Below are 21,330 nucleotides of genomic sequence, written 5' to 3' on the forward strand. Positions count from 1 at the left end.
GACCAGATATTTTAAGGAGGTGAGGTGTTGGCGAATGAAATAAATAATTTAGTCGTTAGGCTTTCCTTAGATAACGTTGATTTTCGACAAGGTATCGCTACTTCCGGTCGCGCGGTAAAAACTTTACAAAACGAATTGAAATCAGTAAGTACAGGTATGGGTGGATTCGCAAATGCAAGCGATCAGACTAGAGCGAAGGTTGATGTACTAAATCGTATTATTGAGGCCCAAAAAGAAAAAGTTAAAAGTTTAAGGGCAGCTTATGATCAAAATAAGGCTAAACTTGGTGAAAATGATGCAGCGACTATGCGTTATGCATCACAAGTTAACAAAGCAGTAGCTGATTTAAATAGATTCGAAAATGAATTGAAACAAGTAAATAGGCAAGCAGAACAAAAGGGTATTGATAAACTTTCAAATACGATGAAGGCATTACAAGCTGAACTTCAATCAGTAAGTACAGGTATGGGTGGATTTGCGAATAGATCCGAACAAGCACACGCGAAGGTTGATGTTCTAAATAGAATGGTTGATACCCAGAGACAGAAAGTACAGCAGTTAAGTGATGCCTACAATCGTTCGCAACAAGCTGAGGGAGCCACTAGCCAATCTACGCAAAGATACGCAGAACAATTACACCGAGCAACCACTGAATTAAATAGGTTCGAGACAGAATTACAACAAGCTAACAGACATCTTGATGAACAAAGTAATAGGATGATGAATACTGGCAGACACCTCGAAACAATGGGGAACAACTTGCAAAATGCTGGTATGCAGATTGGATTAGTATTTGGTGGTATGGCGTATGCAATGGGGCGCGGATTGAAGTCGGCCGTTGAAGAGTCTATAAACTTCGAACAACAGATGGCCAACGTAAAGGCTGTATCTGGTGCTACAGGACAGGAAATGGAGACTCTTTCCAAATTAGCTGTTAAATACGGGGAGGATACAAAGTACTCATCTGTAGAAGCAGGAAAAGGTATTGAGGAATTAATAAAAGCTGGGGTTTCACTTACTGATATCATCAATGGTGGTCTTGAAGGAGCGCTTAACTTAGCTTCTGCTGGAGAATTAGAACTTGCAGATGCTGCTGAAATTGCTTCAACAGCATTAAATGCATTTAAGGCTGATAATTTATCAGTATCTGAAGCAGCTGATTTGTTAGCAGGTGCCGCGAACGCCTCTGCAACCAGTGTAGGTGAATTGAAATTTGGTTTATCAATGGTATCAGCGGTTGCTGCTGGTGTGGGGCTTAGTTTTAAAGATACTTCAACAGCGTTGGCACTATTTGCGCAAAACGGGTTAAAGGGTTCGGATGCAGGTACTTCATTAAAAACCATGTTAGCTAACTTAATTCCTAAGTCAAATGAAGCTTACGATTTATTTAGTGAGCTTGGATTGATATCAATAGATACTGGAAAGGCTATGCAATTTCTTGGAGAAAAAGGAATTCAACCAGCTTCAAAATCATTTAAAGATGTAACAGGTGCTTTAGAAAAATACGCAGCAAAACAAGCTGGAGTTAAGGTTGGTTCCGAAAAGGCAGAAAAAGCATTCCAAAAATTAACGTTTAGCACGGGGATTATGCATAATGCCTTCTTTGATGCGAATGGAAATTTAAAAGGTATGGCCGATATTGCAGAAGTTGTTCAGATGGCAATGCAAGGTCTTACAGCTGAGCAAAGACAATCGTATATGTATACGCTTTTTGGATCAGATGCAATTCGTGCAGCTAATATCCTTTATAAAGAGGGCGCAGACGGCGTTAAAAATATGTATACCGAAATGTCAAAGGTTACAGCGTTAGAAACTGCTCAAACAAAGATGAATACCATGAAAGGTAGAATTGAAGAACTGAGCGGAGCGTTTGATACTATGAAGAAAACGATCGGTGACGCTCTAATGCCAGTTGTTAGCACCATGGTTAGTGGCCTTCAGTTTCTTGTTGATGGATTTAACAATCTTTCTCCTGGCATGCAAAAGTTCATTTCAATAAGTGCGGGTGTCGTTTTTGGATTAACTGCAATTGCAGCTGTAGGAGCTACAATCTTAGCAGGGATAGGTGGAGTGATAGCCGGTGTTGGTATATTAACAACTTCTATTGCAAGTGCTGGTGGAGTTGTAGCGATATTAGGGACGGCATTTACTGCATTAACAGGCCCTGTAGGCTTAACGGTATTAGGTATAGCTGGTGCAACAGCAGCTATTGGATATTTTATTAACGAATCACAAAAAGCAAGTGAAGAAACTTCTAAATTCGGTGGACGAGTAAGTGAAGGGACAAAGCAAGCTGCGGGCGCGTATATAGATTTAAAAGATAAAGCTATTAATAGCATGATCGATTTAAAACTAAAAACAGGCGCAGAAGCAAATAAAGCTGCTGATGAAACTATTAAGGCTTTCCAACGTATGACAAATGAAGTCATCAAAGAATTAGAAGGAAAGAAAAGCGAATTTAATAAAATGTTTAGTCAGTTAATGGGTTCTGTCCCAGAGGGTGCTCAAAAAACATTAGAGCAAGTGAAAAATAATGTAATTGAATCTATTAATAAAGAAATTGAAGTAGCTACGCAGGCTGAATCGATTTTAGAAGAAGGCATAAAAAGGTATCAAGGAGATACCATGAAAATGCCGAAAGATTTTGCTCAAAAGTTTGACCAAGCTTTACAGGTAGCAGATAAAAATGTTCAACAGTTTTATTCGAAAGCAAAAGAAATTACATCCATCTCAAAAGAAATCGAATCTGGTGGCATGTTATCAATAGATGCAGGTAGAAAACGATTCGAAAGTATTATAAAGGTTTATGATGATGGTGTTAAATCATTAGAAAAACAAACTAAAGGTTGGCGTGAAAATGTAGAAAAAGCTTTCAAAATGGGCGAAATAAAACCTGAAGAACGGAAAGCTACATTAGATGCAATTGCTTTGTATGAAGCAGAACACGTATCTACTTTACAAGGCATACGCGGTGATGGATTTAAAAAATTAGAGGAACATTTAAAGGCAGAAGATGCCTCTCTTGTATTTGCAAATGCTAACAAAATAGAGGCGGAAAAGAAAGGGTGGGCAGAGAAAACAAAAGCCTATCTTTTCGGAAGAGAGACATACGAAGAAGTTTCTCAACGTTTTAATAGTCAACAAGAAAAAGCTGAAAAAGATCATAAAGATAAATTATTAGCATTCGAATTACAATATGGTAAATCTAAAATTGAAAGTATAGGAATGTATGTTGGAGAGTTGCAGAAAGGAACAGAATCTTCTCGACTATTGGCTGAATCTATGGCAAGAGAAATAGATGGGAAGATGAAAATTGATTTAGGGCCAGCGGGACAATTTACAATAGATACTTTCCTAGACAAGATGAAAAAAGGCGAAATAGATAGTAATGCAGTAGCAACTGCAAATGTTAATAAGTTAAAAGATGTTTATAAAGTAGATCTTTCTCAAAGTGGTATTGAATCCATGCAAAAATGGATTGATGGTATTAAAACGAAAGATACCAGTCAAGTAAGAGAATTTCTAAACAAGAATATGCAAGGTGATACAACTATCGATCTTGGAATCTACGGAAAAATGACAATGGATTCGTGGATAACAGGACTTCAAAATGGGACATTATCTTTTGATACGGTATTTCAGTTCTTCCAACAGAATGTTAAAAATGGTGTGAAAGTTGATGCTACACAAGAAGGACAAAACAACATTCAAACGTTAATTAATGGGATGCAGATTGGAGCGTTATCTTTACCTCAGGTTGCACAGACTATGGGGTTAGATATTAAAAGTAATGTTCAAGTTGACCTTGGAGCAGCAGGACAATTTAATGTGCAGACACTTGTTCAAGGAATGCAAAATGGTTCAATCAACGCTGAAGTAGCGGCTAAAGCTATCGCTGCATTAATTCAAAATGGTGCAAAGTTAGATTTAACCCAAGTTGGATTTGATATAAGTCAAACACAAGCTAATGGTATTACTAATAATACAGCTCCAGAAAATGCGGCGACAGGAAAGAAACAAGCGGTGCAGGGAATTATGGGAAGTACCACTGATGGTGGCGGCGGTAGTAAAAGCGGTAGCGAATTAGGGCAAGGTATTATTAGTCAAGATGGATATATAAGAGGAAGCGCTTTGCAAGTTGTTGCCAGTGCTCACGGTGCTTTCAATACCATTAATGGTAACCCAGCTGGAAATCAAGGCGGACAAGGACTAGCGAGTGGTATTGTTAATCAAAATGGAGTTATTAGAGGGAGTGCGCTGGAAGCAGTAGCTTCAGCCCATGGAGGATTCAATACTATTGATGGTAACCCTGCTGGTCAAAAAGGAGGCAGTGGGTTTGCCCAAGGACTTGAAAATACAAAAGGACAAGCTAGTGCAAGTGGTAAAAATGTAGCTGAGTCGGGTAAATCAGGTTTGGGAAGTGTAAGTGCAAATGGTGTGGGTGAAAGCTTTGCAGAGGGATTTGCTTCAGGGATGAGTGGAAAAGGTTCATATATTTCTAGAGTAGCGTCTGGATTAGCTCAAGGTGCATTTGAAGCAATGAAGGCAACATTAAATATAAACTCACCATCAAGGCTTGTACGTGATGGTGCAGGTAAACCATTTGGAGAAGGCTTTGAGGTCGGTATTGCTCAAAGTACTCGAAATGTTGAAAAGGAAAGTGTTAATTTAGCTTATTCAGCCTACAATTCGTTAAGAAAAGGTTTTAATAAGAACTCTCTTTCAAACATAATGAGTTTGTTTAACGAAGGTATTCCTAGTAGCATTAATGTAAACCAGGGTGTTAAATATGTTTTAAATCAATCATCTGATGTAGATGGAAATATTCCAAGTTTCTCAACAGTTTCAGGTCAATCAAGCAAGTCATATACACCTAATAATTACGAATTAGTTCAGAAAAAACCATTGCAAATTGTTATTAATGATAGAGCATTAGCAGAAGTTTTACTATCTCCACTGGATTTATTACAAGGGAATCAATATAGTACAGATCTATTTGTGCAAGGAGTGAAAGTATGAGTGAACAAACATTAACTATTACAAAATCTAATGGACAGAAGTTTTTTATGTCTTCAAATAATGAAATAAAAGTCCTTATGTTCTTGCCATCTTCTCCTATATTTAATGCACAATACGAAAAGATACTTGGCCGTCATGGTGATATTGATTTGCCTGGTGGTAGTTTTGGTTCTCAGGAGAGTATAAAGTCGCGAATATTCTTTCGTTCGAGAGATATTTACGACTTTTATTTATTTAGGGATGAAATATTCCGCTTGTTTGCTTCACAAGAACCTTTCTATATAACTACCAATAGGGAACCAGGAAAACGATGGAAAGTAAGAGTAGCGTCAAGATATGAAATAGAACCAAAAGGAAATGGGTCTTATGGGGTTTTTGACATTACTTTTAAATCAGCCTCTCCATTTTGTGAATCGATTGGGACAACACTAGACTCTTTTACATTTGATTCAGAATTGTGGCAAATTGGTCAAGGCTTGATCGCAGAAGATACAAAGTATATTCATAACACTCCATTTTTCCGCATTTATAACGCAGGAGATGTGACGGTTAATCCCAGATCTATGCCATTAAAAATTAGATATAGTGGTGCTAGTAAAAATCTAGCAATAAAAAATGTAACTACAGGAGATGCGTGGAGTTACGCAGGAGAATCGGCTAGTGGAAATGTTATTGAATTAAATGGCGTAAAGGCAACGAAAAATGGAACGAGTATTTTCGGGTCCACTAATTGGGGATTGATAACTTTAAAATCTGGCTGGAATGAATTTGTGCTAACAGGTGCATCAGGTAGCTTTGAAATTAAATTTGACTTTAGGTTTTATTATTTTTCATAAGGATTGATGATTATGCTTGCAGTTACTGGAATTAATGGACAAAAAGAATTATTAACTGATTATAAAGATGTTAGAAGGAAGAGGAGGGTGAATGGGGAACACTCTCTTTCTTTTTTTCAATATAATACTCAAAATGTTACTCATGCGTACAAGTTGCTAGATAAGCGAGCGAAGATTGAAGATAAATATGGTGACGAATACATCATATTAGGAATTAATAAAACAGGACATAACGGAAAAACGATTTCGTGTCTTCACATATTTTTTGATGATTTTATGAAATATCAATATGACAAACTTGATGGATACACAAACTTTAAACAATGTATGGATTTTATTTTTAAAGATTCTGGTTGGAAATATATAAATCAAGGCGCATTCGAAGCGACGAGATTTGAAAATTTCGGAAGAGATTCAAGACTATCTTTATTACAAACAGCATTAAACCGTTATAAGGCTGAGCTTTCAATTGATAATAAAAGTAAAACTATTACATTCAAAAATCAGATTGGCAAAGAAACTGACGCTCAGTTCCGATATGGGCATAATTTAAAAACATTCGGAGAAGAGACCAATATGAATAACTTTGCTACTTATATACGTGGATACGGGAGCAAAGAAATACCTTCTAACAAACCTGGAGAGCAGCCAACAAAAGAAGAATTTATGGTGGAATATACTTCGCCATTAGCAAAAGTATACGGAGTTATAGATCAAAAACCTGTTGAGGATGAGCGTTTTAACTCGAAAGAAACAATGTTGCAAAGGTTAAAAGAAGAAATAAATGATGTTCCAGAAACTAAATTTAATGTATCTATTGCAAACCTTATAGAAAATGGTCTGCCTCTACACGAATTTAATTATGGAGATTATGTATATATGTTTTATGAAGAGGCTGATGTTTCTATAAAGATTAGGATAGTAGAAATGGTGGACGATCCAACTGATAAAACATTTAGTCCAATTGTTGAATTGTCATCTTTTAAGGAATTGAAAACTAGAAGTCAGATAATGGTTCAATTTCAACAAACACAGAAACAAGTGCAGCAATTGTTAGATGATGGTGGAAACCTAAATTTAGCTTTGAAACGTTTGTATATGAATACTGAAACATTTGCGGATAACACGGGTGTTTGGTATATAGATCCAGAAGATAAAAACAGATACGTCCATATTGGTGCAGGAGGCCTCGATGTTCATCGTGGTCTTATTCGTATTGAACGTGATGATGGATTCGCAACTATTATTGGTGGTGCTATCCAGTATGGATTTGATATCGCTGGTCACTACCCTCCATACCGTGGAATTAACGTTACGGAAGATGGTTGGTGGTTAACATCTACCCATGATGTCTTAGATAATTGCCAATTCTATACTTTTGAACATAAAACAAGATATGTTAAATTGGCGGCACAAATATTCACCGAAGCTGGCGGTGAGGTTGAAATTGCGATAGTTGATGGTGATGGTAGCACTATAAGAAGTAGAGCTACATCGACTCAATCATCACCCCCTAATCAAAACAATGGTGTTGAACTTATATATGATTTGGGTGTCCCAAATGGTGAATTAGAAGCCTTTTATTTACGAATGAGAAATAAAGTAGCAGGAAAGAAAGCATATGCACGGATATTCCGTGTTTGGCTTGAAGGATAATAAAAAACTATTAAAAAACGAATTTTATAGGAGTTTTAGGGAGGTGCAAAATAATTGGGACTATTGAAATTAAGACGCTTTGGTAATACATGGCTTCAACGTCTATTTCGGAATGAATACAATCAAAATTTAACGGATATAGAAAATGCAGTTAACGGACAATATTCATTTGTCGATCAAGTATCCAAGGAACTGCAAAGCCGTGTGGACAATCTTGTAATCAATGCGGGTGGTAACAGTAATCCAGAAGTTATTGATGCACGAACTGATGTATTTGGAGTTACATCAGTTAATTTACGAGAACGTTTAAATAAATCACAATTAAATGCAGTAAATCTTGCAGAAAAAATCGAAAAACTGGCAAAAGAATCTCAAAGTCACGGGATTAACATTTCATGGTATGGGGCAAAAACAGTTCAGGAAGATGAGGCGTTTGATAATACAAAACCATTTCAAGACGCGATTGATTATATAGCTAATACTGTCCCTAATTTCCCTTTTGCTGGGGGCACGGTCTTTATCCCATACGGTACTTATTATTTTGAAACAGTTCTAATTAAGTCGCCGCATATAACGATAACAGGACCAGGAACTCTAAAAGGAACAATTAAGATTAAATCCGTAGAAAGACCGAACCCTAGTTATGATAATAATATTATTGATTTATTTACTAGAATTGTCGGCCTTAGATTTATACATGATAAATACAATATAACGGATGCGATTGTAATTCAAAATACACGTTGTGTAACAATTGAAAATTGTTATTTTGAAAACTATCATCGTGCTGTCTATGGGGAAGCGCTATTTGAAGATGTCCCTTATCAACAAACAGCTAGAATTCAAATAAAGGATTGTTTTTTTGTTAATGTAGAGTATTGCGCAAAAACTAGTTGGAAACCATGGCACGAAGGCGTTTCATCTAATTGGCGTTACAATCAGCACGGTGATTGGCAATTTATGGGGTGTCACGGTTATTTAACGTTGAGAGGTATTACACACGTTCATTTTGAAGGACAAGACGGATTTATTATTTCAGATAATTTCTTCTTCCATCAATTGTATCGTCTAAAGTCAGATTCCAAATGTCATAATATTTATGTAAAACAAAGTAACTTTGGCATTATTTCAGATAATCAATGTTTCGAAGCTGGTTGGAATTCGATTCATATTGAAGATCCAAGAACATTGACTGTAACTGGAAATAATATTGCATGGCCTGGTCAACGAATACCTGGAGATGGTGTTTATATAGAAACAATAGACAAATCCACATACCCAGAAGCTAATATTATCGTTGCTAACAATCCAATTACTTATCCAACACGTTGTGGTATTAACATGGGATATCGAGTAATCAACGCGAAAGTCCATGCAAACAGTATAACGGCTACAGGTAACGCTAAATTTTATTACGGAAATGATCCATTACCAAATGCCTATTCTATTTTCATCGCTGAATTAGCAGAAGACTTTGAAGGCAAACAACGTGTGACTACAACTCTTAACAGTTATGATGGTTCACTTTTCCAAATTCGTGGAATATCATTCGGAAACATGCCTTTATCATTTGTCGACAATCAAAGAACATTCGGGAATATAAACGTTACTCCACGTACTATAAACGGTGAGTTTAATGTTTCAAGTCTCATAAATAAAAATACCAATCCGATTAACGAAACGTACCCATTCATGTTTAAAAATGTACAAGGTAGTATCGATAAGATTACCGGTGCAAAGTTAGGGCAAGAAATTACACTCATCGTTGCTGGGGCGGCTAATCTCACTTTAAATAATACAGGAACAGGACCTGACCTCTTAAACATTGGTTCAAAAATTGAGTTAACCCAAAGTCAATATGTACGCTTGAAAAAGACAGACACATATTGGATTAAAATTTGAGGTGAATGTTATGAAGAGACGATATTATGTATGGGATAACAGCAAAATATACATTAAATTTGTTGATATAGAAGAAATTAAGCAGTATAAAACACCAGATGGACAATTATTTATTGATCTAATTGAAGCACAGATACATGATCCTGACGGCAATATCGAAACAGTAGTAACTTATGAGCCACCACCAAATTCAACATTAATTGCACCAGTAGATTTGACAAGAGTTTGGGAATGGACAGGACAAGACTGGAAAGAAAAACAATCAAAACCAACTGCGCTTGAGCGTTTAGAGGCTGTAGAAAATGCATTAATGGAATTAATAATGGGAGGTAAGTAATTATGTATCAATTTATTTTAAATATGTGGATTATGAGAAAAGCGGACGAAACATATGTGAGAGCTTGTGCCACAAAAGGTTATTTTACACAGCAAGAGGTGGATGCAATCTTAATCACTCCACAAATAACGTTATAACTGTGAATTTGAAATTAAAGCGTGTAGCAACAGGCTTTTTTATTTTGGAGAGGAGTTGGATTTCATTATGTATGAATACGGAAATGGAATTACAGATGTAAAAGAATTTATAAAAACTATTAAAGAACCTCGTGAATATGATTATGTCATAGATATAAATTTTAATGAAAATAGTAATAGTCCTATTGGATGGATATATTTAAAAGATAAATGGGTTTCATTTTCTAGCGTCAAATGAAATATTTATTAAAAAGATATTGGATATGTTTCCTCTCTGCAGTATATTGAACTGTAGAGAGGAGAGAATCTATGTACGAAGAACATCCTTTGTTTAAAAAACCTGTAAATGAAAAAGTTAAAATTTGGAGGTATATGGATTTTACTAAATTAATTGATATTCTTGAGCGTAGAAGTTTGTTTTTCACAAGGGCAGATAAATTTGAAGATCCGTTTGAAGGAAGTAATACTAAAAAAACATTAGAGCTGCGTGAAGATTTTTATAATGAAGCTTTTAGTGATGTAGATCCGCAAGGTGCACTAGATATTATTGTAAAGTCATCCGAATTTAATAAAAAGAATAAAGAGTGGACAATTATTAATTGTTGGCATATGAATGAATACGAATCAGATGCAATGTGGAAATTATATTTGAAAAGTAATGAAGGGATAGCGATACAATCTACATTTAGTAGACTTTGTGAAAGCGTTTCTGAAGTAGAACATCCTATTTTTATAGGGAAAGTTAATTATATTAATTATGAAGAAGATGCTATTCCATTTGGAAACACATTGTCTCCTTTTGTGTTCAAACAAAAATCATTTGAACATGAAAGGGAATTGAGAGCGTTAATTAATAAAATTCCAATTAATAAAGGTAGGATTGATTATCATGGTCAGTCATTTAATTACGGTGATTATATACCAGTTAATCTAGAAACCTTAATTGAAAATATATATATTGCTCCAAATGCTCCAAAATGGATAGTAGAATTAGTTAAATTAGTTTTAGCTAGATATGGTTTTGAAGATAAACGGGTTATACAATCATCTCTACAAGGTGAACCTTTATTCTAATATTTTTAGTAGATAAGGACTTTAGTAAATTCAATTCATAAATTAAGAGGAGCGACTTCGCTTCTCTTTTTATATTGCAAGAAATTGAACACATTAAATTCACATAGAAACCATTAAGATTTAACAATACTAATATAATCTATACGAAACTTATCTAAGCGAGGTAGATATTATGAATATGGTTAATGAAAATAAATTTGGAAAAGCTATAGTGCTAGGCGGTATAGCGTCGGCAGTTATTTGGATAATTATAATCGACACAGTATTTGCGGTAATGCAGTAATTTAAACAAAATACGGCTTTTAATAAAAAGTATGCAGTGGCATGCTTTTTTTATTTTTCTCAGGAGGTGGTTGTAGTGAAACGAATTGTAGATCCTGAAATTTATGAGAAATACGTTAACCCCGATAATAAAAACCTAATTAGAGACTTCCTGATTGAAAAGAAAGCGCAAGGTAAGGCGAAAAGCACTTTAAAACAATATGAGTGGGATTTAAAAATCATTTTGTTTTTAATTTATCAGCATTTTGATAATAAACATATTACAGAATTGACCAGAAAAGATATTCGTAATCTTTGTATCGTATTCCAAGAGATGGACATGTCTAATGCTCGCGTTAATGGACTAATGAGTGCGTTACGGTCCTCGTTAGAATTTTGTGCTGACGATGATGATTATGAATACGAATTTAATATCGGTTCAAGGGTAAAGGGTTTACCTAAAAATCCAGTTCGAGAAATTACATTTTTAAAAGAAGAGCAGATTGAATGGTTACTTGATGAGTTGGAGAAGAAAAATCAAACGCTTATTGCTGTTTATCTAGCGATTTCTTATTACAGTGCAGCAAGAAAGAATGAAGTACATCAGGTATTAAAAGAAGGGTTAGAAGAGCGATATTACACAAATACTGTAGTGGGAAAAAGAAGTAAGAAGTTCAGGTTATATTATAACGAGCGAACTAGAATTCTAATTTTGAAGTACCTTGAAGGCAGAGGTGAAGACAGTATCAATCAGTTATTTGTGAAGACATATAGAAATGGTGAAAAGCGAGTAGTCAATAAGAGTACCTTTAATTACTGGTGCGATATTTTATCCAAAATGTTAAGTAAAAGAGAAGGAAAAGTTATTACAATCAACCCTCATGCTTTTCGCCACTCTAGACTTGATAATCTTCGTGAACAAGGCATACCGTTAGAGAAACTGAAATCTCTAGCTAATCATAGTGATGTATCAACAACTGAATCTTATTTATCAGATCGTAGTGAGAATGATATTGCAGATATATTCGGTATGGATGTTAGTTGTTTTAAGTAGGGACACAAATGTGTCTTTTTTATTATATAAAAGGAGGTGAACAATTGGAGCGAGTTCATGACATTTTCAGAAGTCTTAATATAATCGATATTTTTAATACAGCACAATTTAAAGCAGCTTCATTTGTAAGCGGTGGAGTAGGGACGTTCCTAAGTTTGGTTTATGGAAAAACTAATATAATCTGGATATTCATTCTGATGATGGTTGTTGCACTCGATTGGATTACCGGAAGTAAAGCGTCAAAGTTAGATGGGTCGTATTCATCGGCATATGGAGTTGAAGGCATCGCGCGTACCGTGGTGCTTTTTTTATTGCCATGTTTAGCTCACATGTTTGATATTGCTTTTAAATTACCTGATTTCTTTTTCTTTATGGTAACTGGCGGTTTAACATATCACATTTTCAATAGTTTCACAGCTAATTGCGTTCGTGTTGGTTGGGACAAATGGATTCCAACATGGTTATTAGAAAGTGTAGCGAGTGAAATTGAAGCGAAAATAAAACGTTCTGATACAAGGAAGCGGAGGAAATAACGATGCAAGAGAAATTCAAGAATTATGGATTATGGGTAGCATTATTCGCGTTGGTAGGGATGGTATTAATGGATACTGTTCCTCACTTTAACTTAGGAAGATATCAAGAATACGTAGATATGATTTTATACATTTTGATCGCTGCAGGTGTTGTATCTAATCCTACAGCTGGCAGATGGTTTGCTGATAAACGAAATGAAGGAGCGGATAAGTAATGGGATATATTGTTGATATGTCTAAATGGAATGGAAGTCCTGATTGGGATACGGCAGCAAAACATATAGATTTCGTAATTGCTCGTGTACAAGATGGTTCTAACTACGTGGATCCAGTATACAAATCTTATGTAGCCGCTATGAAGATTCGTAATATTCCTTTTGGCAATTATGCGTTCTGTAGATTTGTATCGATTAATGATGCAAAGAAAGAAGCGCAAGACTTCTGGAACCGTGGTGACAAGAGCGCTACGGTTTGGGTAGCTGATGTAGAAGTGAAAACAATGGATGATATGAGAACAGGGACACAAGCCTTTATCAATGAGTTATACCGATTAGGCGCTAAGAAAGTTGGTTTATATGTTGGCCATCATATGTACGCTCCATTTGGTATGGCAAATGTGAAATGTGATTTCGTTTGGATTCCGCGTTATGGTGGTAATAAACCCGCATATCCTTGCGATATTTGGCAATACACTGAAACAGGAAATGTACCTGGTATCGGCAAATGTGATCTTAATTCACTTATAGGAAATAAGTCTTTAGCATGGTTTACTGGAGCGGCACAGGAGCAAGTACAAGCGGAGGTACCTAAACAAAACATCATTCAAACAGGAGCATTTTCACCGTATGAAACTCCTGATGTGATGGGGGCTTTAAATTCTTTGAAAATGACAGCTACATTTAACTTAAAATCTGATGGTTTAACATATTTCGTTACAGAACCAACTAGTGATGCACAATTAAATGGTATGAAAGGTTGGTTGGATAAAAAAGGTTGGTGGTATGAAGTTAAATAAAAAGAGGGATTCCCCACATTTGGGGAGTCCCTCTTTTTTTATTCAGTTACATCAACAATTTCATCAAACTTAAATTCAGTGTTTAAATTAAATGCATCTGTGCAATGCACCATATTAGTATGTAAATCAATTCGTATAACAGTTATGTACATATTGCTGATAAATCCATCCCGATAAAATGAAATAAGTATATCTTCCTGCCTCTGCATGGAATCAATTAGAGCACGTTCAATACGTTCCTTTGTATCTTGCGTAAGAATTGGTTTAGGTACTTTGTTTAACTCACCCATTATCTCTCTAATTCCCGCGAATTGCTCCGGCATACTGGCAAATGGTTGCCACTTTATCATTCCTCTCCCGCGTAACTTTGGTGCACCCCAACTTTGATTTTCCATGATGATCCCCCGATTCGTGTATGTAATTTATACTTATTATACACGAACGTACGTTCTTTTTAAAGCGTGAAAATAGCCCCGTTTTTTTACGAAGCTACATCCAAAATTCATTTTCATTTATATTTTTTCCTAACTTCTTCAATCCCCTTGTTATTTGGGATATAGTCGAAAATTTAGGTGTGTATTCTTTATCGTTACACACTTTCGAAATTGTACCCCTACTTAACTTAGCGGCCTTCTCCAATTCCCCTTGTGTGATCCCTTGCTTGTCTAGCCATTTACCAAATTTACTACGTTTTTTGCCTAATCCAAACACCTTTACCACCTCGTGAATAGCTTGCCCTTTTCGTCATTTTTTTAAACACGAGAAAAAAACTGACATAAAGACCAAACAGTACATAATACTTTTTACCATACCAAACAAATTGCGATTCTCAGTTCCAAATTGCTAGCCTTTTATAACTTCGTTTCACCTATTCTGAATAGAATTCGTTTGCAGAATACTGCTTCAGACATTGAAAGATTAGTATTTTCAATGATTCATAGCTATTATTCTCTCTTCTAATTAGCAGGGACTGTTTTTGCTAAAACATACATGAGAGGTGGTGCGAGTTTGTGATATTTGAGTTAGTAAGTTCAGCTGCAGTTGGTGGTGTAGTCTTTCTATCAAAAATGCATCAAAAAGGAGCGACAAATGACGCTTCTAAGATTCAAAGAATTTGCGCTAACTGCGGATTAAAAGTAAAAGAAGGAAAAGAAACCAGGACTATACAGTTGCTTCGCAAAACAAGAAATGATTGGGGAGTTGAATATGCATATAGGATTCCACTTGGTCTTAGCTTCTCCGATTTCGAGCAAAAGATGCAACATTTAGAGGATGGATTAAACCACAAGAGCAAAGTTTATGATTTCAAACTACAAGACTTCAAATCTCTTCGCCTAAGAAAAGATATTTTAAAACAAATACAAAACATCATAAACAAGAAAAAACTCGTTAGAAAGGAAATTGAGCTGTCTTACGATGGATTGCTAAAAATACGAGTTTATGAAAAAGGGATTCCTGATTTTGTGAAGTTTGAAGAAGATATGATGAGGCAGTGCAGAGGATGGGAAGTACCTATTGGTTATACAAGGGATGGATTAGTGAAACACGACTTTGACCAGTTATCGCACATGATCTCTGCTGGCATGACGGATATGGGGAAATCAAATGTATTGAAGTTGATTATTACATCACTGGTTCGCAACCAATCAGAAAATATAAAGCTATTCCTTATAGATTTGAAGGGTGGCCTCTCTTTTAACCGATACAGATTCTTAAATCAGGTCGAATCAATTGCGAAGAATCCAGAGGAAGCCCTAGAAACTCTAAGGGAATTGCAAGATAAACTGAATGCTAGAAACGAATACTTACTAGAAAAAGGATACGAAGATATAAAAGAAGGCGGGGATCCAGTACGATACTTTGTCATTGTAGATGAAGCAGCCGACATGACGCCATATCAGGAGTGTAGGGACATCATTGTAGATATAGGTCGTCGTGGCAGGGCGGCAGGATTCCGCTTGGTATATGCGACGCAGTACCCTACAAATGAAGCTTTGCCATCGCAGCTACGTCAAAATATTGGTGCTCGTGTTTGCTTTAGATTACAGACAGAAGCAGGTAGCCGTGCCGTTTTAGATGAGGGCGGCGCAGAGAGTCTTCCCAACATAAAGGGAAGGGCTATATATCAAACGAATGAGAAGAAGGTCCTGCAGACGGTTTATATCGATAATAAGCAAATAGATAACATCATAAAGCCACACATCAACATCAGAGCGAGAAAGGAGCATGAAGATGCAAAAACTAGCCATGAAGGAAGCGAGAACGGAAAGTATACTCTTGAGCTTGAAGAAACTCGGCTTTCTTAGCAGGAAGCAAATCCAGGTACTCCACGACCTTGGCGGTGACAGAAATGCTTCGCGTGTGATGAAGAGTCTTGAAGAGTATGTGTCTAGCTTTAGGGATGGGGAGAAGGTTTACTATCTCAACAAAGAAGGGCGGGAACGTATCGGAAGTAAGAAAATACTCAAGCGTTCGAATCAATTCCGCCACTACATCATGCGAAATGACATCTACATTGCTTACGAATGCCCGAAAACGTGGAAACAGGAAGTGAAAATGAATGTAAAAGGTATCGTTTCCATAATTGCAGATGCACTATTTACGGATAATGGCCGTTATCACATTGTAGAGGTGGATCATGAGCAAAAGATGAGCGCGAATCGTATCAAGATGCAGAAGTATCGTAAATTAATTGAATGCAAAGTGTTTGAAAAGACACCTAAGTTTATTTGGTACACCACGACGGAATATCGTAGAAAACAACTTCAGAAGCTTTGTGAGGGATTGGATTGCAACATATTTACGGTTACTGATTTCCATTAAAAATAGGGAGATGGTCCATATGGCAGCAGAGACAATGAGCATCAAGGATTTTATGGATGGTAACTATGGAGCAAAGAAAAAATGGAGCTTGTTCAAAAAGAAAGCAAAAAAATACGCACCTGTCGCAGTGCGCGTTTCATTAGTGATCGGTAGTGCTATTATATTCAGCAATATTATAGATATTCCGCATGTATTTGCGGATGGCAATAACCCAGATGTAAATGAAGTCTTTAAAGATGTGCAATCCAAAGACGGGGCAATAAAGAATTATATAGATGGCCAGTTATACAATCGTATTGTAAATGCATTTGAACCGGTTATTTTCCTAATTAAAGCAGTGTCCTATCCAATTGCATCCGTTGTAGCGTTATGCGGTGGGTTGTTTATTATGGTAGGTAGCCAGGAACGGGGATTCTCGCTTATTTCAAGAGCAGGGATTGGCTATATAGTGGTTCAAATGATTCCATTGTTTATGAGATTACTTGTTGAAATTGCTAAAGCGATATAAAGCTTTAATAAACTTTATATGAATTAAATAAATTATAATGGGTGTATCAGAATTTGAGGGGGATGAATTTGATAATTTTCACCATGGTATTTATTATATTGGGCGGCTTGTTTCTTATATCTGCAGGTTCAATATCTAATAGACAGGGATTTAAACTAGGGCAACCACTAATGGGATGTGGAATAATACTTATTGTCTTTGTAGTAATTCTTATATTTATATGGCCTTAGGTCCTAAGTATAAAATTTAACAACTAAGCCCTAATTAGGGCTTTTTTATTTGCAGGAATTCCCTAAACATCATGGAATACTGTCACTAGGAGGTGTTGTGACGTTATGACGGACGAAATTGTTTATTCTGCTAGTGAAGTATATAAACGAATAGGAATAAGTGATAGCACCCTTAGAAAGTACATGGAAGTATTGCAACGCGAAGGATACGCAGTAAAGAAAGATAAGCGCGGTAGACGGGAATATTCAGAAGGTGACATTATAGTTATTGAGAGATTAATTGAACTCAGTAAGCATGACGGTATGACGCTAGAGAAAGCAGCGAAGATGATTGCGCAGCAAATAGAAAAAGTTAATCCGGATCTAATTCAAGAAGAGGCTGAGGAAACGGATTTAGTGCCATTCCACATTAAACAGCAATTACAGGAACAGTACAGCGTTATGGCGCAAGAAATGAATCAAAGCATGTTAGCGATGGAGAAGCGATTGAGTGAGCAGGCGAAGCAAAGTAACGAGGAAATTAAAGCGAGCGTAGAAGCGCATAATGAGCGAGTGGAAAAACGTTTGGAAGCGCGAGACGAGACACTGATGAAAACACTACGTGAGATGCAGGAAACGAAGAAATTGATGCAGGAGTTTCGTGATGAGGTTGCTGCTGCGAAAGAGAAGAAAAAGCCGTGGTGGCGGTTCTGGTAATGGTCTGTGTAAAATACGAATGGATAAAAAAGTAGAATTATACACTTTTCTATCCATTCGTATGTTCCTTGAAAAGCACTAATCAAACAGGCTATAACTATCACATATTAATTTAAAAGTAACTACCATTTTTTTTGATTTGTGTGTTTGGTTCTGCTATCCTAATTTCACCATCAATACTAAGTAAGGTAATTTGTTCTTTAAAACGTTTAAATTCATTCAAAGCGTCATCTGTGTATTGAATCCCTTCAAGTTCTAAAATACCTTCTTTTAATACCATGTCAGTAACTTGTATATGGTTATCATATTTTGTAAGGGGTTTTATTTGTTCATCGATCAGGTCATATACAAATATATTCCCTCCAATAGAAACTGTACCAAATCCATAACCAATAATCACAGCTAAATTTCGATTATCTAACCAAATAACTTTTTTAGGTATATGATCTTTATTATCAGGAGCAATTATTCTTTTGTTTTCAGCTAATAAAAGATCATAAACATATAAACTTCCTAAAGCTTCCCATTCTAGAGGTGCAATATATACCGCTTTTGTTTTATCTGGTGATACAACTATATCTGAGGGTGAATCTGCCTCTAAAACTTCTTCTGATTCATCTTCATTTACAATATAAATAATTCGCTCATCACTATCATATTTAAGATTCATCTATCATATCGCTCCCTTCACTTTGCGTAAGTAAATAGCCTTCTGTTAATACATTTCTCAATTCTGGATAAGTATGTAGAATTTCTTCAATCTGTGCAAGAGGTATTATGTCAATCTTAATTCGTTCGTGTCTAAAGTTTTTTTCTAAACTTGAAACATAATCAATAACACTAGCTGTAGGATCTAGAGGTATAACCATAACCCAATGATCAAATCTATGTGATATAGCTTTTGTTACTTCTTCATAAATTTGTAACGTTGTCGGCATTGTTTTCCATCTTTTGCATTGAAAAATCCATTTCCTTTCGTAAGTTAATCCAAATGGTATGTTTTCACACCAGGTAGCACAGACGTCACGTCCACCGTCACTGCCACCACGACCAAACCATTTCCTATTAGTAAAGTTCATATATCTTAAAGCATGATAAACAAATTTTTCAAAATGACGTGGATTTACCTCAGACCAATTAATCATAAAAAAATCCCCCATACCATTTATTATTTCCTACCACTGTAATTTTAATGTAGTTGTCGGAACATTACTACTTTAAAAATTTATGAGGCTATAAAACGTCAAGTAGACTTTAAGCGTGGAAACTACTATTGTTTAAATTTCGGTCAGTAATTTAAATTTCCTTTTCTGCTCTGCAGTTAATTCTTTTTCTACATAACTATTTATAAGTAAATCAATGATTTCGTGAGTAAATTTCTTGTTGGTAATTTTCATTAGTGCTTCAAGTTCTTCTTTGGATTGTTTAGGAATTTTAATACTACCTTGTTGGTTTTTAAAACTTTTTTTCTCAGGTGTTTGCAATTTCATTTCCGTGTTCGAAGCTGAATCGTCAGTGATAGGTGTAACGGTTACTACAAATGAATTGTTCTTATTATCCAAAGGTATCACCTCTATTTATTTTTATAAATTTATAATCTTATACTTTTATAAATTTATAAAAGTATAAATGTGTTTATTAAGATAGGAATAAAGTTTAACTTCATTCCTATTCTCGACTTTTCTTCACTTCAAGCACTTGTTTTACAGCGTTTTTCACTAACTTTTGCTTTGGCGCAGGTAGTGAAGCGACTTTTTCTTCGATTAACATATTTATTACTTCATAAATTTTCATATCTTCAATTGTAGCCAGTGTAGATATTGCCGTGTGTGTCTCTAATGAGACACGGAAAGATTTTGGTAACTCTTTCGTAGTAAGTTTTCTCTTCGGTTTTTCAAAGAGCTTATCGTCGTCAGGAAAACTACGTTCCTGATTTTCTTTGCTTTCTGGTGTGAAGGTTACTGACCCTTCAGTTTTCTTTCTTCTCATTCCAAGTTGTTCTTTATCTATATTCAATTTGTTATCCATTTACTGTTGTCATTCCTTCCAAAATCTCGATTCTTTTTTCGACTTCACCAGCAATATTCTGGTATACAGTATGAACGTTTTTATCATGAACATCTTTCAGATTATAAGTGATTCCCGTTCTATCAAATCTCTTTAAACGTGCCATCTGTTTAATGATGTTACTGAATACATTGGCCTTGCCAAAAATCTCTTCTGCTTCTTGAAGAATATCTTTATCGATTTCATTCCCATTTTGCATTAGTACAGGTAATGCCCCGATAATTTCTAATGGTAAATTGTAATCATCTGCTAATGAAAATACATGTTCAACGTATTTTTGAGCACCCTTTAATGATCTTTCTTGCGTTTGTAAAATAACCATTACATAGTCACTAGCGACTAAGGCGCTATCTGCAAATTTATTTAATTGTGGTGGCACATCAATAAAAATGTAATCATAATTTTCTTTGATTGTACTTACCTGTTTTGCGAAATATGTATCTTGTGAGAAGTCATCTTCAAAATTTCTGAACAAGAATTTCTCATATGTTTGTAAATCCTCATAAGAAGGAAGCAAGTCCAAATTAGGTAGTACATTAATCAAAGCACTTTGTAAGTTCGCATCTATAAGAGCCATTGCTAATGTTCTTTTAAATTCCGGTTCAATTGAATATACTTTTTTCATTGTGTTGAATAGTAAATCAGTAGCATTTGCTTGTGGATCTAAATCTACTAATAAAGTTTTCTTTCCTTGTTTCGCGAATGTATAAGCTAACATTACAGCGTTGGTTGTCTTTCCAACCCCACCTTTGAAGTTACCAGTTGTGATAACCTTGCACATTTTCCGTCACCTCGTAAAAAAAAGTTTTTTTATACTTTTATAAATTTATAATTTGATTTTATAACACAACATACCTACGGTAAAGTATAAATTTATACTTTTATACTTTTATAAAAAGTTTAATATTAATCTACAAATAGAAGATAGTTTATGAAATGTATTTTTAAAATACTGTATTGCCAAGGTTTATCAGCTTATTTTTTATAAAAGTATAAATTTATATTTTTATAAAAATATAAATTTATAAAAAATATATCATTCTATTTTTGAAAAACTAGTTTTTTATAAAAGTATAAAATTATAAAAGTATAAAAATGAATTTGGATTTTTATATAGATGGGAATGTAACAGGCTTATAGAGGCATTTACAAACAAAAAAGCTTGTTGTAACGTAATAAACA

At 35.3% G+C, this 21,330-nt stretch carries 23 protein-coding genes; 16 read left to right on the forward strand and 7 right to left on the reverse strand.

Annotation, left to right across the window (positions count from 1 at the left end):
* Positions 1-27: 27 nt before the first annotated feature.
* From AC3WVA_RS27850 to AC3WVA_RS27905, 12 genes are all read left to right on the forward strand, one after another.
* Positions 28-5,019 carry a phage tail tape measure protein gene (locus AC3WVA_RS27850; RefSeq protein ID WP_492322368.1) on the forward strand — a complete coding sequence of 1,664 codons (4,992 nt, stop codon included), beginning with the start codon at positions 28-30 and terminating at the stop codon, positions 5,017-5,019.
* Positions 5,016-5,855, forward strand: a complete 840-nt coding sequence (locus tag AC3WVA_RS27855) for a phage tail family protein (RefSeq protein WP_492322369.1) — start codon at positions 5,016-5,018, stop codon at positions 5,853-5,855. The genes AC3WVA_RS27850 and AC3WVA_RS27855 overlap by 4 nt, the downstream gene beginning before the upstream one ends.
* A 12-nt stretch (positions 5,856-5,867) precedes the next feature.
* Positions 5,868-7,511, forward strand: coding sequence for a phage tail protein (locus tag AC3WVA_RS27860; protein ID WP_492322370.1), 1,644 nt, complete (start codon positions 5,868-5,870; stop codon positions 7,509-7,511).
* Between the two features lie 54 nt (positions 7,512-7,565).
* Entirely contained in the window at positions 7,566-9,413 is a 1,848-nt protein-coding gene (locus tag AC3WVA_RS27865; RefSeq protein WP_492322371.1) for a hypothetical protein, read from the forward strand.
* A gap of 10 nt (positions 9,414-9,423) precedes the next feature.
* Complete coding sequence (locus AC3WVA_RS27870; protein WP_492322372.1) at positions 9,424-9,750, forward strand: hypothetical protein; 327 nt, start codon at positions 9,424-9,426, stop codon at positions 9,748-9,750.
* A 2-nt stretch (positions 9,751-9,752) separates the two neighbouring features.
* Positions 9,753-9,887, forward strand: coding sequence for a hypothetical protein (locus AC3WVA_RS27875; protein ID WP_375868484.1), 135 nt, complete (start codon positions 9,753-9,755; stop codon positions 9,885-9,887).
* A gap of 67 nt (positions 9,888-9,954) precedes the next feature.
* Positions 9,955-10,125: a hypothetical protein gene (locus tag AC3WVA_RS27880; RefSeq protein ID WP_492322373.1), complete on the forward strand. Its 171-nt coding sequence runs from the start codon at positions 9,955-9,957 to the stop codon at positions 10,123-10,125.
* Positions 10,126-10,196: 71 nt separating this feature from the next.
* Positions 10,197-10,961 carry a hypothetical protein gene (locus tag AC3WVA_RS27885; protein ID WP_492322374.1) on the forward strand — a complete coding sequence of 255 codons (765 nt, stop codon included), beginning with the start codon at positions 10,197-10,199 and terminating at the stop codon, positions 10,959-10,961.
* A 358-nt stretch (positions 10,962-11,319) separates the two neighbouring features.
* Positions 11,320-12,276, forward strand: coding sequence for a tyrosine-type recombinase/integrase (locus AC3WVA_RS27890; protein ID WP_492322375.1), 957 nt, complete (start codon positions 11,320-11,322; stop codon positions 12,274-12,276).
* Between the two features lie 44 nt (positions 12,277-12,320).
* Positions 12,321-12,809 (forward strand): phage holin family protein, encoded by a 489-nt coding sequence (locus AC3WVA_RS27895; protein WP_492322376.1) that lies wholly within the window; start codon positions 12,321-12,323, stop codon positions 12,807-12,809.
* Between the two features lie 2 nt (positions 12,810-12,811).
* Entirely contained in the window at positions 12,812-13,024 is a 213-nt protein-coding gene (locus tag AC3WVA_RS27900) for a hypothetical protein (protein ID WP_098823172.1), read from the forward strand.
* Positions 13,024-13,824: a GH25 family lysozyme gene (locus AC3WVA_RS27905; RefSeq protein ID WP_492322377.1), complete on the forward strand. Its 801-nt coding sequence runs from the start codon at positions 13,024-13,026 to the stop codon at positions 13,822-13,824. The genes AC3WVA_RS27900 and AC3WVA_RS27905 overlap by 1 nt, the downstream gene beginning before the upstream one ends.
* Positions 13,825-13,862: 38 nt before the next feature.
* Here the strand turns inward: AC3WVA_RS27905 and AC3WVA_RS27910 are convergent, their stop codons facing one another.
* Positions 13,863-14,219, reverse strand: coding sequence for a YolD-like family protein (locus tag AC3WVA_RS27910; protein ID WP_492322378.1), 357 nt, complete (start codon positions 14,217-14,219; stop codon positions 13,863-13,865).
* Between the two features lie 94 nt (positions 14,220-14,313).
* Entirely contained in the window at positions 14,314-14,535 is a 222-nt protein-coding gene (locus AC3WVA_RS27915; protein WP_000467326.1) for a helix-turn-helix domain-containing protein, read from the reverse strand.
* Positions 14,536-14,834: 299 nt separating this feature from the next.
* Between AC3WVA_RS27915 and AC3WVA_RS27920 the strand changes: the two genes are divergently transcribed.
* The 4 genes from AC3WVA_RS27920 (at position 14,835) to AC3WVA_RS27935 (ending at position 18,081) form a co-directional block, all read left to right on the forward strand.
* Entirely contained in the window at positions 14,835-16,130 is a 1,296-nt protein-coding gene (locus AC3WVA_RS27920) for an FtsK/SpoIIIE domain-containing protein (protein ID WP_492322379.1), read from the forward strand.
* A complete protein-coding gene (locus AC3WVA_RS27925) occupies positions 16,102-16,647 on the forward strand; it encodes a replication-relaxation family protein (RefSeq protein ID WP_492322403.1) in 546 nt (181 codons plus the stop codon). The genes AC3WVA_RS27920 and AC3WVA_RS27925 overlap by 29 nt, the downstream gene beginning before the upstream one ends.
* Before the next feature lie 19 nt (positions 16,648-16,666).
* Positions 16,667-17,155: a hypothetical protein gene (locus AC3WVA_RS27930; protein ID WP_317461009.1), complete on the forward strand. Its 489-nt coding sequence runs from the start codon at positions 16,667-16,669 to the stop codon at positions 17,153-17,155.
* Positions 17,156-17,490: 335 nt separating this feature from the next.
* Entirely contained in the window at positions 17,491-18,081 is a 591-nt protein-coding gene (locus AC3WVA_RS27935; protein WP_492322380.1) for a DUF3967 domain-containing protein, read from the forward strand.
* Positions 18,082-18,193: 112 nt separating this feature from the next.
* Here AC3WVA_RS27935 and AC3WVA_RS27940 read toward each other — a convergent pair whose 3' ends face one another.
* The 5 genes from AC3WVA_RS27940 to AC3WVA_RS27960 all read right to left on the reverse strand — a co-directional run bounded on the left by AC3WVA_RS27940 (position 18,194) and on the right by AC3WVA_RS27960 (position 20,929).
* The gene (locus AC3WVA_RS27940; protein WP_492322381.1) at positions 18,194-18,751 is read right to left on the reverse strand and encodes a DUF4652 domain-containing protein; all 558 of its coding nucleotides are present in this window, start codon (positions 18,749-18,751) and stop codon (positions 18,194-18,196) included.
* The gene (locus tag AC3WVA_RS27945) at positions 18,741-19,226 is read right to left on the reverse strand and encodes a restriction endonuclease (RefSeq protein ID WP_492322382.1); all 486 of its coding nucleotides are present in this window, start codon (positions 19,224-19,226) and stop codon (positions 18,741-18,743) included. The genes AC3WVA_RS27940 and AC3WVA_RS27945 overlap by 11 nt, the downstream gene beginning before the upstream one ends.
* 132 nt (positions 19,227-19,358) lie before the next feature.
* Entirely contained in the window at positions 19,359-19,643 is a 285-nt protein-coding gene (locus AC3WVA_RS27950) for a DUF5388 domain-containing protein (RefSeq protein ID WP_492322383.1), read from the reverse strand.
* A gap of 106 nt (positions 19,644-19,749) precedes the next feature.
* A complete protein-coding gene (locus tag AC3WVA_RS27955) occupies positions 19,750-20,109 on the reverse strand; it encodes a hypothetical protein (RefSeq protein ID WP_000369031.1) in 360 nt (119 codons plus the stop codon).
* Positions 20,102-20,929, reverse strand: a complete 828-nt coding sequence (locus AC3WVA_RS27960; protein ID WP_492322384.1) for a ParA family protein — start codon at positions 20,927-20,929, stop codon at positions 20,102-20,104. Before AC3WVA_RS27960 ends, AC3WVA_RS27955 begins: the two co-directional genes overlap by 8 nt.
* Between the last annotated feature and the right edge of the window lie 401 nt (positions 20,930-21,330).

This window comes from Bacillus sp. EB106-04-02-XG92 (assembly GCF_058791995.1).